General features: G+C 63.7%; 11 protein-coding genes. 8 read left to right on the forward strand and 3 right to left on the reverse strand.

The window, feature by feature from the left end; translation table 11 throughout:
- Window positions 1-52: 52 nt before the first annotated feature.
- Both M5B96_RS20550 and M5B96_RS20555 read left to right on the forward strand, forming a co-directional pair.
- Window positions 53-1,549 (forward strand): DNA-3-methyladenine glycosylase 2, encoded by a 1,497-nt coding sequence (locus M5B96_RS20550; RefSeq protein WP_248798776.1) that lies wholly within the window; start codon window positions 53-55, stop codon window positions 1,547-1,549.
- Entirely contained in the window at window positions 1,546-2,043 is a 498-nt protein-coding gene (locus M5B96_RS20555; RefSeq protein WP_248798778.1) for a methylated-DNA--[protein]-cysteine S-methyltransferase, read from the forward strand. The genes M5B96_RS20550 and M5B96_RS20555 overlap by 4 nt, the downstream gene beginning before the upstream one ends.
- Before the next feature lie 8 nt (window positions 2,044-2,051).
- Here M5B96_RS20555 and nadC read toward each other — a convergent pair whose 3' ends face one another.
- Entirely contained in the window at window positions 2,052-2,900 is an 849-nt protein-coding gene (gene nadC, locus M5B96_RS20560) for a carboxylating nicotinate-nucleotide diphosphorylase (RefSeq protein WP_248798780.1), read from the reverse strand.
- A gap of 372 nt (window positions 2,901-3,272) precedes the next feature.
- Between nadC and M5B96_RS20565 the strand changes: the two genes are divergently transcribed.
- From M5B96_RS20565 to M5B96_RS32775, 4 genes are all read left to right on the forward strand, one after another.
- Window positions 3,273-5,480, forward strand: coding sequence for a DUF1631 domain-containing protein (locus M5B96_RS20565; RefSeq protein ID WP_248798782.1), 2,208 nt, complete (start codon window positions 3,273-3,275; stop codon window positions 5,478-5,480).
- A gap of 128 nt (window positions 5,481-5,608) precedes the next feature.
- Complete coding sequence (ampD, locus tag M5B96_RS20570) at window positions 5,609-6,172, forward strand: 1,6-anhydro-N-acetylmuramyl-L-alanine amidase AmpD (protein ID WP_248798784.1); 564 nt, start codon at window positions 5,609-5,611, stop codon at window positions 6,170-6,172.
- Entirely contained in the window at window positions 6,169-7,005 is an 837-nt protein-coding gene (gene ampE, locus M5B96_RS20575) for a regulatory signaling modulator protein AmpE (RefSeq protein ID WP_248798786.1), read from the forward strand. Before ampD ends, ampE begins: the two co-directional genes overlap by 4 nt.
- A 1,580-nt stretch (window positions 7,006-8,585) precedes the next feature.
- The gene (locus M5B96_RS32775) at window positions 8,586-9,290 is read left to right on the forward strand and encodes a methyl-accepting chemotaxis protein (RefSeq protein ID WP_412548633.1); all 705 of its coding nucleotides are present in this window, start codon (window positions 8,586-8,588) and stop codon (window positions 9,288-9,290) included.
- Window positions 9,291-9,558: 268 nt separating this feature from the next.
- Here the strand turns inward: M5B96_RS32775 and M5B96_RS20585 are convergent, their stop codons facing one another.
- Window positions 9,559-10,350, reverse strand: a complete 792-nt coding sequence (locus M5B96_RS20585; protein ID WP_248798788.1) for a TatD family hydrolase — start codon at window positions 10,348-10,350, stop codon at window positions 9,559-9,561.
- Window positions 10,351-10,352: 2 nt separating this feature from the next.
- Window positions 10,353-11,348: a catabolite repressor/activator gene (gene cra, locus M5B96_RS20590; RefSeq protein WP_248798790.1), complete on the reverse strand. Its 996-nt coding sequence runs from the start codon at window positions 11,346-11,348 to the stop codon at window positions 10,353-10,355.
- 402 nt (window positions 11,349-11,750) lie between these two features.
- On the opposite strand from cra, the gene ptsP reads away from it, so the two are divergent.
- Both ptsP and pfkB read left to right on the forward strand, forming a co-directional pair.
- On the forward strand, window positions 11,751-14,612 hold the full coding sequence (gene ptsP / locus M5B96_RS20595; RefSeq protein WP_248798791.1) for a phosphoenolpyruvate--protein phosphotransferase: 2,862 nt from the start codon (window positions 11,751-11,753) through the stop codon (window positions 14,610-14,612).
- Window positions 14,612-15,553, forward strand: a complete 942-nt coding sequence (gene pfkB, locus M5B96_RS20600; RefSeq protein ID WP_248798793.1) for a 1-phosphofructokinase — start codon at window positions 14,612-14,614, stop codon at window positions 15,551-15,553. Before ptsP ends, pfkB begins: the two co-directional genes overlap by 1 nt.
- The last annotated feature ends 3 nt before the right edge of the window (window positions 15,554-15,556 follow it).

Genomic DNA, 15,556 nt, shown 5'->3' on the forward strand with positions numbered 1-15,556 from the left:
TCACGTCCGAAAATGGCGAGAACAGCCCCATCGCCGGTGCTAGTCTCTGCGCATGAACACGACAATTACTCCCTCATTCCCCTCGGCCGATATCTGTGAAAAGGCCCGCCTGAGCCGCGATGCGCGTTTCGACGGGGTGTTTTTCACCGCGGTGCTCAGCACCCGGATCTACTGCCGTCCCGTCTGCCCGGCGCGTCCGCCCAAGGTCGAGAATGTGCAGTACTACCCCAGTGCCGCCGCCGCCGAAGCCCTCGGTTTTCGACCCTGCCTGCGTTGCCGCCCCGAACTGGCGCCGGGCAACACTATCTGGCAGCACGGCGAACATCTGGTCGGCCGTGGGCTGAAGCTGATCCATGAAGGCTTCCTCGCCGAACAGTCCCTCGACGATCTCGCCACCCGGCTCGATGTCGGTGCCCGGCAACTGCGCCGCCTGTTCGTCAAACACCTGGGCGCTCCACCCATCGCGGTCCATGCCACCCAGCGCCTGCTGTTCGCCAAGCAACTGCTGACCGAGACCGCGCTGCCGATCACCGAAGTGGCGCTGGCCTCGGGTTTCCAGAGCCTGCGTCGTTTCAACTCGGCCTTTGCCGAAGCCAACCATGCCCCACCCCGGGAGTTTCGGCGCAAGCCGTTGGCCAATGCCAACAACGCACTGGTCCTGCGCCTGGGCTATCGACCCCCCTACGATTTCAAGGCTGTGTTGGCGTTCCTCGCCAGTCGTGCCTTGCCGGGTATCGAAGTGGTCGACGAGCAAGGCTATCGGCGAGTCTTCGGCAGCCACGAATCGCCCAGTTGGCTGCAGATCAGCGCCTGGCCCGATGGCGGTCATGCCTTGAAGCTCGAACTGTTCAATGTCCCGCCCAGCCAGATGCTACCGGTGGTCACGCGGATTCGTCGGATGTTCGACCTGGACGCCGATCCCCAGGCCATCGCTGCTACCCTGGGCGCGAGCCCGGTGCTGGCGCCACTGGTTGAGCGTTATCCCGGTCAGCGGCTGCCAGGTGGCTGGGACGGTTTCGAGATTTCGGTGCGGGCGGTGTTGGGGCAGCAGGTCAGTGTGGCGGCGGCACGCACTTTGGCGTCGCGATTGTTGACCCGTTTCGGCACCGTTCTTGAGGTACCGCCAGCACCCGGCCTGGATCGCTTGTTTCCATCCCCAGAGCAGATGGTCGACGCGGACCTGGGTTCAATCGGTGTGATCAGGACACGCACCGCGACCATCCAGGGCATCGCCCGGGCCTTGCTCGATGGGCGGGTGAGTTTTCGTACCGAGCAACGCCTGAATGACTTCGTCAAAAGCTGGGTCGCGCTCCCGGGTATTGGCGAATGGACCGCGCACTACATCGCCATGCGCGCGCTCAATCATCCCGATGCCTTCCCGGCGGCGGATCTGATCCTGCGTCGCGAAGTGGTCAGGGATGTTCCGCCCTTGAGTACCAAGGCCCTGGAACGGCTCGCCGAGGACTGGCGGCCATGGCGCGCCTATACGGTGATGTACCTGTGGCGCGGGGCGAGTGAGGCAGAATCGATACGCAGGAGGCAAAAATGACCGCAAGCCCGATTTACTACGACATCATCCCTTCGCCCATCGGTCCCATGATGCTGGTGGCTGATGACGATGGACTGTGCGAGCTGCGCTTCGAGCTGGACTATCGGCCGCAGACGCCCCTGGACAGCTGGGTGCATGCGCCGGACAAACTGGCGCAGGTGCGTACGCAACTGGAAGAGTACTTTGCCGGCGAGCGCGTCGAGTTCGAGCTGAAGCTCAATATGCAAGGCACGGATTTCCAGAAAGACGTCTGGCAGGCCCTGATGACCATTCCTTACGGCGTGACCACCAGCTATGGCGAAATTTCCCAGCAGATCAATCGACCCAAGGCTTCACGGGCGGTCGGGGCGGCGAATGGACGCAACCCGGTGCCGGTGATCGTGCCCTGTCATCGGGTGATCGGCAGCAACGGCAGCCTGACCGGATTCGGTGGCGGGCTGGCTGCCAAGCAATGGTTGCTGGAGCTTGAGTCACGGCGCTTTTCGTTGCGTTGAGCCTCTTCTCAGAGACTCAAACGCATCGACAGGTCCACCGCCTTCACATCCTTGGTCATGGCACCAATGGAGATATAGTCCACGCCGGTCTCGGCAATCGGCCGCAGGGTGCTTTCATTGATCCCGCCACTGGCTTCCAGCTTCGCCTTGCCGGCATTCAGGCGCACCGCTTCGCGCATATCGTCCAGGCTCAACTCGTCGAGCATGATGATATCCGCCCCCGCCGCCAGCGCTTCCTTGAGCTCGGCCAGGCTCTCCACCTCGATCTCCACCGGCTTGCCCGGGGCGATCTTGTGCGCCGCGTTGATCGCCTGGGCGATCCCACCGCACGCGGCGATATGGTTTTCCTTGATCAGGAACGCGTCGTACAAGCCGATCCGATGGTTATGACAACCGCCGCAGGTCACCGCGTACTTTTGCGCCAGGCGCAGGCCCGGCAAGGTCTTGCGGGTATCCAGCAGCTTGACCGCGGTATCGGCGACCTGGTCGGCGTAATAGCGCGCATGGGTCGCGACCCCGGACAGCAGTTGGAGGAAATTCAGCGCGCAACGTTCGCCGCTGAGCAGCGAGCGCGCCGGGCCTTCGAGGTGGAACAGCGCCTGGTTCGGCCGCACCCGTTCGCCGTCGCGCACTTGCCAATGCACCGCCACCCGCGGGTCGAGCTGGCGGAACACCGCATCGACCCAGGCCGTACCGGCAATGGTCGCCGCGTCGCGGGTAATGATGGCGGCCTTGGCCAGGCGCTCGGCGGGGATCAGCTGGGCGGTGATGTCGCCACTGCCGATGTCTTCGAGCAACGCACGGCGCACGTTGGCTTCGATTTCGGCGGTCAGGTCGGCGAGGCGTAGATTCGGCATAACGGACTCCACAAACAAAGTGTCCTGATTATAGGGGCAGGGCGCCGCCCAACCCAAGGCACGTGGTCGACCCCGAGCACCCGGATCTTGCCTTTGGTCGCTTGCCGCGAGCGTTTTGCCGGGCTGGCGGTCTATTCCCGTATGGATATGAAAAGGAATTGCACAGGCACTAGCAAAAGTGACATCTTTTGCAAGATAATCTGCCTTGTAATTGACGTCATAGCTTTGACGTCTCTGTGATTCCCCGATTATCGATAGCCGGTGAATGCCTGGGGTGTTCGCCGAGAAGCGGTTGTGAGTCACTATGCTGACTTCCCGCACACACCGATCTTTCACGCAGAACTGACAGAACCGCTGCGGCAGGAGGCTTTGATGCACAATGACGGAAAGGTCGTGCCGTTGCACAAGGCATCCGACGAGCAAGCGACGCCGTCGCCGCTGGCCCGTTTGCCCGTGGTTCTCGTCCAGGTCCGTGACAAGGCCGCGCTGCAGCTCAAGCAAGGCTTGCAGGTGCTGTTCGATAATGCCGACGACACCTTGTTCGAAATGGCCGACAAGGCCCAGAACAACGTCGACCAGAACACTTTTTTCGAAGCCATGCGCGACCTGCGCCTCAAGCGCAAAAGTATCGAGCGTGGTTTTCTCGAGCGTTTTTTCGAGGCCTTTGACGGCCTTGGCCAGTACGACATCAGTGAGCCGACGCTGTCCACGGCGGTGTCCTACGAAGCCCTGGCGCTGGTGTCCAACGATGAACTGGAGCGCACCGTGGCCCTGGATGCCATGGTCGCCAAGGTCCTCAGCCGCGACGGTTTTGCCCTCGGGCAACTCAGCACCCGCCTCAATGCCCTGATTACCCGGCGTGTCGATGATGCGAGCAATCCCGTGGGCCCGGCGATGCTCTGCGGGTATTTCCTCGAGGCCGGGCGCAACCTCGGGGTGGAGATCAAGGTCAAGCTGATCATCCTCAAGCTGTTCGAGAAATATGTCCTCAGCGACACCGACCATTTGTACGCCGAAGCCAATCAATTGCTGATCGCCACCGGTGTGCTGCCGGAGCTCAAGGCTGCCCCGGCGCGGCGTGCCAGCGACCGGCCGTCAGCCGGCACCCGTGGTCAACCGGCAGCGAGCGCCAGCATCAAGCCCCTCGATGAAAGCGTGCAAGAGGTGTTCGCCGCCTTGCAGGAGCTGCTGCTGCATGTGCGTGGCAGCGTCGCGCCCAAGCTTGAGGCCGGCTCCGAGGTCCAGCCGATTTCCACCAATGACCTGCTGCGCCTGCTCTCGCATCTGCAGCAATATGTACCGGAGCCCAGCTCGGCGGAAGATTTCGACCTGCGCAACCAGTTGGAACAGCTGTTGACCCGGGTCAGCGTGAAAAGCGGCAAGTCCCGGGTGGTCGGGGGCATGGACGAGGATGTGATCAACCTGATCGCCATGCTCTTCGAGTTTATCCTCGATGACCGCGTCCTGCCGGACTCGCTGAAGGCGCTGATCGGCCGCTTGCAGATCCCGATGTTGAAAGTGGCGGTGCTGGACAAGAGCTTTTTCAGCCGTGGCAGCCATCCGGCACGACGCCTGTTGAATGAAATCGCCTCCGCCGCCCTGGGCTGGGGGGCTCGTGACGACTATCAGCGCGATGCCCTCTACGTACGCATCGAACAGATCGTGCAACGCCTGTTGAATGATTTCGTCGATGATCCGGCGATTTTTTCCGAGTTGCTGGTGGAATTCCTCGCCTTTACCAGCGACGAGCGCCGGCGCAGCGAATTGCTCGAACAACGTACCCGCGATGCCGAAGAAGGCCGGGCCAAGGCCGAACAGGCACGCCAGCGGGTCCAGGAAGTGTTGAACGAACGGCTGTTGGGGCGCACCTTGCCCGAGGTGGTCGTGCGCCTGCTCCAGGAGGCCTGGAGCAAGGTGCTGTTGCTGACCTGGCTCAAGCAGGGTGAAGCGTCCGCCGAATGGCAGGCCGGCTTGCAGACCATGGATGATTTGATCTGGAGTGTCGAACCCCGGGACCCGGTCGATGCCCGGCTCAAACTGCTGGAGTTGGTACCCGGGTTGCTCAAGGCCTTGCGCGACGGTCTGACCAGCGCCGCGTTCGATCCCTTTGCCACCAGCGAATTTTTCAGCCAGTTGGAAGGCCTGCATGTCCAGGTGCTCCAGCAGCTTGCCAGGAAGAGCGCCGAGCCGGTGCTGAGTGCCCAGGCCCCGGCGATGGTCGAGGTGGTGGAGGAGATTGTCCTCAGTGCGCCCCACCAGCCCCTGGCCGAAGACGCGGTCTTCGAGTTGCCGGCTGATGACGCGGCCCTGCTCTGGGTCCGGCAATTGCACATCGGCCAGTGGGTGGAAATCCGCGAGGACGCGGAGAACAGCCTGCGCTGCAAGCTGACGGCAATCATCGAGCCGGGCGGCAAGTTCATTTTCGTCAATCGTACCGGCATGAAGGTGCTTGAACGCACGGCCCAGGCCCTGGCCGTGGAGTTCCGCCGTGGCGCGGTGCGCCTGCTCGACGACGCCTTGTTGTTCGACCGGGCGCTGGCGTCGGTCATCGGCAATCTGCGGCGGATGACGACGCGCTGAGGGCGCGTCGCTGGCCTTGTCACAGGACAAATGTTGAGAAAATTTCCGCTATAAACGCGGATTGCTGACCCATCCGCGTGTCTATCGCGGCATACTGAGCCTGTCGTTTGGTCTTCGAAGGAGTCGGTATGCAGTTGGATCCCGCCAGCGGTTGGTGCCAGGACGTGCGTCACTGTCCGTCGCCCAACTTCAACCAGCGTCCGGCTGGGGAAATCTCCCTTCTGGTGATCCACAACATCAGCCTGCCGCCAGGGCAGTTCGCCACGGGCAAGGTGCAGGAGTTCTTCCAGAACCGCCTGGATGTCACGGAACATTCCTACTTTGAAGGCATCGCCAACTTGCGCGTATCAGCGCATTTTCTGATTGAGCGTGACGGAGTAGTCACTCAGTTTGTCTCTTGTCTGGAGCGCGCCTGGCATGCCGGGGTGTCGTCTTTCGAGGGACGGGAAACCTGTAACGATTTTTCCCTGGGCATCGAGTTGGAAGGCACCGACGACCTGCCTTTCACCGAGGCGCAGTACCTGGCGCTGATCGGTTTGACCCGTCAGCTGCGGGCCGCTTACCCGGCCATTACCCCGCAACGGATTTGCGGCCATAGCGATATTGCCCCGGGTCGCAAGACCGATCCGGGACCGGCGTTCGACTGGGGGCGTTTTCGTGCCGCCGTGCTGGAAAAAGGAGAGTCACAATGAGTTTTCTGGTGTTGCTGCTGGCGGTCTGGATCGAAAAATTCTCGGCCTTGCGCCAACGGGTCCAGCGCGACGGTGCCTGGCTGCGGGAGCTGGCCAGGCTGGAAGCCGGCCCACGGACTGCCGGGCAGCCCTGGCTGGTGTTGATCCTGCTGGTGCTGTTGCCGGTGGTCGGGCTCGGCCTGCTGTTGATGGTCCTGCAACCGCTGGCCTATGGTTTGCTGGCCTTGCCGGTGCACCTGCTGGTGGTGATCTACAGCCTGGGGCGTGGGGATTTGCTGGCGGCCCTGGGACCGTTTCGCGATGCCTGGCGGCGCGGCGATATGCAGGCGGCCGTACATGTGGCCAAGCGTGATCTGGATGTGTGTGCCGAGAATGGCGAGGATCTGCTGGAGCAAGTCCAGGGCTATCTGTTATGGCAGGCCTACCAGAGTTTCTTCGTGGTGATCTTCTGGTATTTCCTCCTTGGCCCGGTGGCGGCGTTGAGTTATCGGCTGCTGGCGCTGGCGGCCGAGCATGGCCAGAGCCCGGCGCTGGTGGAGCGCGCGACCTTGCTGCGGCACGCCTTCGACTGGTTGCCGGTGCGCTTGTTGGCGGCCAGCCTGGCGTTGGTGGGCAACTTTGTCGGGGTCAGCCGGGTGATGCTGCATGAGTTGCTCAACTGGGATATCACGGCGCGGCAACTGGTGGAGAAAGTCGGTCGCGTTGCCGGGGAAGTCCCGGCGCCGGTGGTCGGTGCCGATGGCGTCACCAGCCTGGACAGCCTGTGGGAGTTGCTGCTGCGGGCCGCGGTGCTCTGGTATGCCGGGTTTGCCTTGTGGACCGTACTGATCTGATCCGGTTGGGGGCACCGGCCTCACTGACACCGCGGACCTTGTAGGCGTCTGGCTTGTCGGATCGCCGCACCACCGCGAAGAGACATGTTCGGGCGCCGCAAAAGGCACTTTTGTCAGGCCGCCGCGTGTGCCGTCATTAACCTTAAGTTACAAAACTCCCTTTCAAATTAAGTTATACAAGCAGTAGCTGCGGATACTGGCTTTGTGCCTCGCCGTGCCTGCCACTATAAAAATAATAGAAAGGGAGCGTTCCAGTGAAGAGCTTGCTATATCCCGCCGTCGCCCTGATGAACCGCTTGAGCTTCGGGATGAAGTTCAGCCTGATCAGCGTGCTGTTCTTCGTGCCGATGCTGGTGACCAACTTCTATCTGGTGCGCGATTCCTATCGGGAATTCTCCGGCACTCAGATCGAGCTGCAAAGCCTCGACCTGCTGGGCAGCAGCCTGACCTTGCGGCGCGACCTGGAAACCCTGAACAACCAGGTGCAGATCAATGCCGTCCTCGGTCAATCCGGCAAGGCGGGGGATCTGGAAAGCAAGATCCACACCCTCGAACAAAGCGTTCTCGCCCGCCTGCAAGGCCTGGTAGCAGTGACGATCGACCCGGAACAGATCGATGCCTTCAATGCCAAGCGCGATGAAATGATCAGCGCCTTCAAGGCCCAGCAGGCCGAAACCTCCTTGCAAAGCAAAAGCGCACTGATCACCAAGCTGCTGGCCAAGGCGCAGATTTTCAGCCAGATCATCGCCAGCCAGTCGGGGCTCAGTCGTGATAACCAGAGCGATCTGCGGCAGTTGAGCGAACTGGTGACCAGCGTCACGCCACAAGTGACCCAGATCCTCGGCGAAGGCCGCTCGATGGGTGCTTATTCCCTGGGCCAGGGTTTTCTCAACTCGGCGTCGAGCACGCGTTTCGACGAGTTGTTGCAGCAGATCGAGAAGTTGCAGGCCGAATACGCCCTGAAACTCCAGGATGCCCTGGGCGCCAGTAAAAATGCCCATGCCGCCCTGGACACGCTGGCCAGCACCAGCAAGGCTTCGTTGAAAAAAGGCAGCGAGCTGTTTGAAGAGCAGGTGGTCATGGCCGAAACCCTCGAAGCGCCCTGGCCGGCCTTCTACGATCAGGTCAGTGCCCTGATGGCGCAAACCTACCAGCTCAATGACGCCACCCTGGCCTATCTCGGCCAGGAGCTTGAGCAGCGCCTGGGGCAAAATCGCCTGCACATGCTGTCACTGGTGGTCGCGCTGGCGGCGGTGTTTTTCTCCATCGTCTACCTGTACGGCGGTTTCTATGCCTCGACCCGGACCACCTTGCGGCGCCTGGGGGAAATGATGAACAAGGTGGCGGCCGGGGACATGACGGTCAATTTCGTCGCCCATAGCCGCGATGAACTGGGTGAACTGGGTGGCGTCTTCAACAGCACCGTGGCGAAGATCCATGATTTGATCGAGCGGGTCGGGCAGACCGTCAGTGAGGTCGAGCGCCAGGCCGGGCAGGTCGAGTCGGTATCGGCCCGCAGCAATCAGGCGGTGGCCGGCCAGCGCAGCCAGATCGAGCAGGTGGCGACCGCCATGAACCAGATGTCAGCCACCGCCCAGGAAGTGGCCCGCAGTGCGGCGGCGGCGGTGAGCAGTGCCCACAGTGTCAACGGCGAAACCCTCAGCGGCCGCGGCCTGGTCGAGTCGCAACAGAGCAGCATCGTGCAGTTGGCCGGTGAGATCGATCAGTCGGTGCAGGTGATCAATCAACTGGCCAGCGACAGCCAGTCCATCAGCCGGGTGCTGGAAGTGATCAAGAGCATCGCCGAGCAGACCAACCTGCTGGCCCTCAACGCGGCCATCGAGGCGGCCCGGGCCGGTGAGCAGGGGCGGGGCTTCGCTGTGGTGGCCGACGAGGTGCGGACCCTGGCCAAGCGTACCCAGCAGTCGACCGGGGAAATCGAGGAGATGATCAGCCGGCTCCACGGTGGCGTGGGGGCGGCGGTGAAAGCCATGGGCATCAGCCATGGAATGGCCAACAGCACGGTGAGCCAGTCGGAAAAGGTCCAGCAGGCGCTGGACAATATCCTCGGCGCGGTGGGCCTGATCGTCGACCAGAACCAGCAGATCGCCGCCGCCGTCGAGCAGCAAACCGCCGTGGCCCACGATATCGACCAGAATATCGTCGAGATCAACCGCGCGGGTGAGCGTACGGCGGAAGGCGCGCATCAGACCGAAAGTGCCAGTCGCCTGCTCTCGGTGCAGGTGGTGGAGCTCAAGCAATTGATCGGTGCGTTCAGGGTCTGAAGCGGGGCTTGCCGCCATGCCGTTCAGTTAAGGTCATGTGTCGCCGAGCACGGTCCTGTGGCGAGCGGGCTTGTCGGAACGCCGCACCGCCGCACCGCCGCTCTGGGGCGCGAAGCGGCCCTGAAACCGGCGAGCGCGGTTTATCAGGCAGACCAAGAAAACCGGTTTTGCGACTGCTTCGCAGCCGAACGCGGGCAAGCCCGCTCGCCACAAGTCTCGCCAGGCTTGAGATTGTTCTGCGCTGAAGGATATTGGGGCTTGCCAGCGCTTATGTCACTGTCGTCTGCCAGTTGAACAGCGCACAGGCATTGGCCGTGCTGGCGTTCGCCAGGGTTTCCGGGCTCACCCCCATCAGCCCGGCCAGCGCCGCACAGATCGCCGGCAAATGCTCGGGGCTGTTGCGCTGACCGGCGAACATCACCGGCGCCATGTCCGGTGCATCGGTTTCCAGCACTACACCGTCCAGCGGCAGGTCGGCGATGACCTTGCTCAGGCGCAAGGCCTGCGGCCAGGTGCCGGCGCCGCCCAGGCCCAGCTTGAAACCCAGCTTGCGGTATTCCCGGGCTTCCTCGCGGCTGCCGGCAAAGGCGTGGATGATGCCGCCACGGGCCGGGCGAAAGCGCTTGAGGGTGGCAATGGTCGCCGCGTGGCTTCTGCGCACATGCAGCAGGGCCGGCAGGGCAAAGTCCACGGCCAGTTTCAACTGGGCCTCGAACAACACTTGCTGGCGTCCACGGTCCAGCTGCGGCAGGAAATAATCCAGGCCGAACTCGCCCACCGCGCACAGTTGCGGATGACCGGCGCAGCGCCTCAGCCAGTCGCCCAACTCGTTGAGATCGGCCGAGCGGTGTTCATCCAGATACACCGGGTGCAAGCCGAACGCTGCGTGCAGCCGCGAGTCGCTTTGCACCAGGTCCCAGACCCGCTGCCAGTTTTTTTGATAAACCCCCAACACCACCATCCGCCCCACCCCCAGGGCGCGGCTGCGCTCAAGGACCTTGCCGCGATCGGCGTCGAAATCGGCGAAGTCGAGGTGGGTGTGGGTGTCGATCAACTCCACTTTCAGACCTCGTGGATCCGCTGCTTGAAGGTCCGGGCGATGGCCTGGACGCCAGGTTGGTAGTTCTTCTCCTCGATGGCGGCGAGGGCCAGCGCCAGGGCTTTTTCGGCGATCAGTTGATGCTGTTGGGCCATGGCGTTGACCGGCAACGGCAGGAAGTCCAGCAGTTGGGTATCGCCGAAGGTGCCCAGGCGCAATGCCCGAGATTTCAGCGGTTGATCGTGCAGGGCATCGAACACACCTTGCAGCAGGACATAGGAGGTGGTGACCAGGGCATCCGGCAGGTGGCCAAGACGTTTGATCAGGCCTTCCATCAACTGGCGCCCGCACTCGCGGCTGAACGCCTCGCCATGCTCGACCAGCACCTCGCCCTTGAAGCCTTGCAGGGCCTCCTGGAAGCCGGCCGCGCGTTGGCGACTGATGCTCAATTCGGCGCGGGCGCCGATCAGGGCGATATGCCGTGGCAAGGGCTGCAGCAAGCTGCGGGTCAGTTGCAGGCTGGCCTGATGGTCGTCGCTGACCACCGAACAGAAATGCGCCGGCTCCATTTCCCGGTCGATGGCAATCACCGGTGTCCCACGTGCCTGCAGCAGGTGATAGCTGTCGTCATCGGCCGGCAGGCAACTGGCGACGAACAGCGCATCGCAGCGCCGCGCGCGGAACAGTTGCAGCAGTTGCCGCTCGCTGTCGGGGGCGTCGTCGGAACTGGCGATCAGCAACTGGTAGCCGCGGGCGCGGGCGCCTTGTTCCAGCAGTTTGGCGATGCGTGCGTAACTGGGGTTTTCCAGGTCCGGCAGAATGAAACCCAGGGTTCGCGTATTACGACTGCGCAGCCCGGCAGCCTGGGGGTTGGGCGTGAAGCCATGCTGCTCGACCACTGCCCGCACCCGTTCCACGGTGCTGCTGCTGATACGCTGTTGCTCGGCCTTGCCATTGATCACGTAGCTGGCGGTGGTGACGGACACACCGGCCAACTGGGCGATATCACTGAGTTTCAAACGGGGAGTTCCTTATTGTGCTGCAGCGTTCATGTCTGCATTTTCGCTGATCGTATCCTATTCCGGCAGCCGACCTTCGTCGTCCAGTTGTCAAAAGACGACGGAGTTCCAGCGCTCGGGCCCCGCACAGGCCGCCTGTCGGCGCCTTGAGGCTGTCGGACGCCGCGCTGGCAAGGTTTATCCCGGCATTTTCATGACACCGAGGGGGCTTCAATGCCGGACAATAATCTAGTAACGTGACGAACACTCTAGATTAAACGTTTCAGCAGGCGTATTTTTGCGACATTCGGCCCGTGTCACGGTCCTGCCGAAAGACCGTTGCACATTGTTCGGGCCACCCGCCTAAGCTGACTCATTCAAAACAATACCTAGCGTCCACCTGACGCTGAATAGGAGAAAGGCATGCTCGAGCTCACCGTAGAGCAGATTTCCATGGGCCAGTCGGCCGTGGACAAGTCTGCGGCCCTGCAACTGCTCGCGAACCGACTGGTGGCCGACGGCCTGGTAGCCGAGGGTTACCTGGCGGGTTTGCAGGCTCGTGAGGCCCAGGGTTCGACCTTTCTCGGCCAAGGTATTGCGATTCCCCACGGCACGCCGGAAACCCGCGACCAGGTGTTCGCCACCGGTGTGCGCCTGCTGCAATTTCCCGATGGGGTGGACTGGGGCGACGGCCAGATCGTCTACCTGGCCATCGGAATCGCGGCCCGTTCCGACGAACATTTGCGCCTGTTGCAACTGCTGACCCGGGCCCTCGGCGAAACCGATCTGGGCCAGGCCCTGCGGCGTGCCAGTTCCGCCGAAGCGCTGCTCAAGCTGTTGCAGGGCGCACCGCAGGAGCTGGCGCTGGATGCACAGATGATCGGCCTGGGCGTGGCCGCGGACGATTTCGAAGAGTTGGTCTGGCGCGGTGCGCGCCTGCTGCGTCAGGCCGATTGTGTCAGCAACGGTTTTGCCGCCGTGTTGCAGCAGGTCGAAGCCTTGCCGCTGGGCGACGGCCTCTGGTGGTTGCACAGCGAGCAGACGGTCAAGCGTCCGGGCCTGGCCTTCGTCACCCCGAACAAACCGATCCGCTACCTCGGCCAGCCGCTGAGCGGTCTGTTCTGCCTGGCCAGTCTCGGCGAAGCGCACCAGGCCCTGCTTGAGCGCCTGTGCGCGTTGCTGATCGAAGGCCGTGGTCACGAACTGGGCCGCGCCACCAGCAGCCGGGCGGTGCTCGAGGTCCTCGGCGGTGAGTTGCCGGCCGATTGGCCGAGCGCGCGGATCGCCCTGGCCAATGCCCATGGCTTGCACGCCCGCCCGGCGAAAGTCCTGGCGCAACTGGCGAAAAATTTCGAAGGCGATATCCGGGTGCGCATCGTCGACGGCGCGGGCGGTGCCGTGTCGGTGAAAAGCTTGAGCAAGCTGCTCAGCCTCGGCGCCCGGCGTGCCCAGGTGCTGGAATTTATCGCTGAGCCGAGCATTGCCGCCGATGCCTTGCCCGCGCTCCTGGCGGCGGTGGAAGCAGGCCTCGGCGAGGAAGTCGAGCCCCTGCCGACGCTCAGTGCCGCGAGCCCAGTGCTCGAAGAAGTACTCGTACCCTTGCTGGCACCAGGTGCCGGCAGCCAGCTCCAGGCCATCGCCGCCGCACCGGGGATTGCCATCGGCCCGGCCCATGTCCAGGTGCTGGCGCAGTTCGATTACCCATTGCGCGGTGAGTCCGCGCTGGTTGAGCGTCAGCGTCTGCAGCAGGCCCTGGACCTGGTACGCGCGGACATCGAAGGCCTGGTCCAACGCAGCAAGGCCAAGGCCATCCGGGAAATTTTCATTACCCACCAGGAAATGCTCGACGACCCGGAACTCAGCGACGATGTCGAAGCGCGTCTCAAGCAGGGTGAAAGCGCCGAGGCCGGCTGGATGGCGGTGATCGAGGCGGCGGCGCTCCAGCAGGAGGCCTTGCAGGATGCCTTGCTGGCCGAACGCGCGGCGGATCTGCGGGATGTCGGCCGGCGCGTGCTGGCGCAGTTGTGTGGCGTCGAAACCCTGGCCGAGCCCGATCAGCCTTATGTGTTGGTGATGGATGAAGTCGGTCCTTCGGATGTGGCGCGCCTGGACCCGGCGCGGGTCGCCGGGATTCTCACGGCCCGCGGCGGGGCCACCGCCCACAGCGCGATCGTCGCCCGCGCCCTGGGTATTCCGGCGCTGGTCGGTGCCGGCGCGGCGGTGTTGCTGCTGGCCCCCGGCACACCCTTGCTGATCGACGGGCAGCGCGGTCGCCTGCATGTGTCGCCGGATGACGCGACCCTGCAGCGCGCCTTGCAAGAGCGTGACACCCGCGAGCAACGCCTGCGTCTGGCCTCGGCGCAGCGCCACGAACTGGCGTTGACCCGCGATGGCCACGCGGTCGAGGTGTTCGCCAATATCGGCGAAAGCGCCGGTGTTGCCAGCGCGGTGGAGCAGGGGGCCGAAGGCATCGGCCTGCTGCGCACCGAACTGATTTTCATGGCCCATCAACAGGCGCCGGACGAGGCGACCCAGGAAGCCGAATACCGTCGCGTGCTCGATGGCCTGGCGGGACGTCCGCTGGTGGTGCGGACCCTCGATGTCGGCGGCGATAAACCGCTGCCATATTGGCCGATCGCCAAGGAGGAAAACCCCTTCCTCGGTGTGCGCGGCATCCGCCTGACCCTGCAACGCCCGCAGATCATGGAAGGGCAGTTGCGGGCCTTGCTGCGGGCCGCCGACAACCGGCCGTTGCGGATCATGTTCCCGATGGTCGGCAGTGTCGCCGAATGGCGCCAGGCCCGGGATATGACCGAACGCCTGCGCCTGGAAATCCCGGTCGCCGACCTGCAACTGGGGATCATGATCGAGGTGCCGTCGGCGGCGTTGCTGGCGCCGGTGCTGGCCAAGGAAGTGGACTTCTTCAGTGTCGGCACCAACGACCTGACCCAGTACACCCTGGCCATCGACCGTGGTCATCCGACCCTCTCGGCCCAGGCCGATGGCCTGCACCCGGCGGTGCTGCAACTGATCGATATCACCGTGCGCGCGGCCCATGCCCATGGCAAATGGGTCGGCGTCTGCGGCGAGCTGGCGGCGGATCCCTTGGCGGTGCCGGTACTGGTCGGGCTGGGGGTGGATGAGCTGAGCGTCTCGGCGCGCAGCATTCCGGAGGTCAAGGCGCGGGTCCGCGAGTTGAGCCTGCCCCAGGCGCGTGCGCTGGCCCAGGCCGCCTTGGCGGTGGGCAGCGGCGATGAAGTGCGAGCCCTGGTGGAGGCTTTGTAATGGCGCGGATTCTGACCCTGACCCTGAACCCGGCGCTGGACCTGACCGTGCAGTTGGCGCGGCTGGAGCCCGGCCAGGTCAATCGTAGCGAAGCGATGCACACTCACGCCGCCGGCAAAGGCCTGAATGTCGCCCAGGTGCTGGCCGACCTTGGGCATCAACTGACCGTGGGCGGCTTTCTCGGCGACAGCAACCCGCAAGCGTTCGAGGCCCTGATGGCGCGGCGCGGGTTTGTCGACGCCTTTGTCCGGGTAGCGGGGGAAACCCGCAGCAATATCAAGCTGGCCGAGCAGGACGGGCGGATCACCGATCTCAATGGTCCCGGTCCCCTGGTCGACGAACAGGCCCGGCAAGCCCTGTTGGACAAACTCGACCTGATTGCCCCGGGACACGATGCCGTGGTGGTGGCCGGCAGCCTGCCGCAAGGGGTGAGCCCCGAGTGGCTGCAGGCCCTGTTGCTGCGTTTGAACAACCTCGGCCTGAAAGTCGCCCTGGACACCAGCGGCGCGGCATTGCGCGCCGGACTTGCGGCGACGCCCTGGCTGATCAAACCCAATGGCGAGGAACTCGCCGAGGCCTTGCAGATACCCGCGACCTCGTTGCAGAGCCAGGCTGAAATCGCCGCGCGGCTACAGGCCCAGGGGATCGAGCACGTGGTGATTTCCCATGGTGCCGAAGGGGTGAACTGGTTTTCCGCCGCGCCGGCTTTGCAGGCCTTGCCGCCGAAAGTCAAAGTCGTCAGCACGGTCGGTGCCGGTGACTCCTTGCTGGCCGGCATGCTGCACGGGTTGCTCAGCGCTCACTCCGCCGAGCAGACCCTGCGCACCGCCACCGCGATTGCCGCCCAGGCGGTGACCCAGATCGGTTTCGGCATCAGTGACAGGGCGCAGTTGGCGCAGCTTGAAAGCGGCGTCCGCGTGCACGCCCTGACAGAACAATAAGAG

Source organism: Pseudomonas sp. MWU13-2105, from assembly GCF_023242315.1.
Taxonomy (GTDB): Bacteria; Pseudomonadota; Gammaproteobacteria; order Pseudomonadales; family Pseudomonadaceae; genus Aquipseudomonas.

Bases quoted from the DNA above. Each gene is read 5' to 3' on its own strand.
- M5B96_RS20550 (WP_248798776.1), top strand. From the start codon at position 53: ATGAACACGACAATTACTCCCTCATTCCCCTCGGCCGATATCTGTGAA.
- M5B96_RS20555 (WP_248798778.1), top strand. From the start codon at position 1,546: ATGACCGCAAGCCCGATTTACTACGACATCATCCCTTCGCCCATCGGT.
- nadC (WP_248798780.1), bottom strand. From the start codon at position 2,900: ATGCCGAATCTACGCCTCGCCGACCTGACCGCCGAAATCGAAGCCAAC.
- M5B96_RS20565 (WP_248798782.1), top strand. From the start codon at position 3,273: ATGCACAATGACGGAAAGGTCGTGCCGTTGCACAAGGCATCCGACGAG.
- ampD (WP_248798784.1), top strand. From the start codon at position 5,609: ATGCAGTTGGATCCCGCCAGCGGTTGGTGCCAGGACGTGCGTCACTGT.
- ampE (WP_248798786.1), top strand. From the start codon at position 6,169: ATGAGTTTTCTGGTGTTGCTGCTGGCGGTCTGGATCGAAAAATTCTCG.
- M5B96_RS32775 (WP_412548633.1), top strand. From the start codon at position 8,586: ATGTCAGCCACCGCCCAGGAAGTGGCCCGCAGTGCGGCGGCGGCGGTG.
- ptsP (WP_248798791.1), top strand. From the start codon at position 11,751: ATGCTCGAGCTCACCGTAGAGCAGATTTCCATGGGCCAGTCGGCCGTG.
- pfkB (WP_248798793.1), top strand. From the start codon at position 14,612: ATGGCGCGGATTCTGACCCTGACCCTGAACCCGGCGCTGGACCTGACC.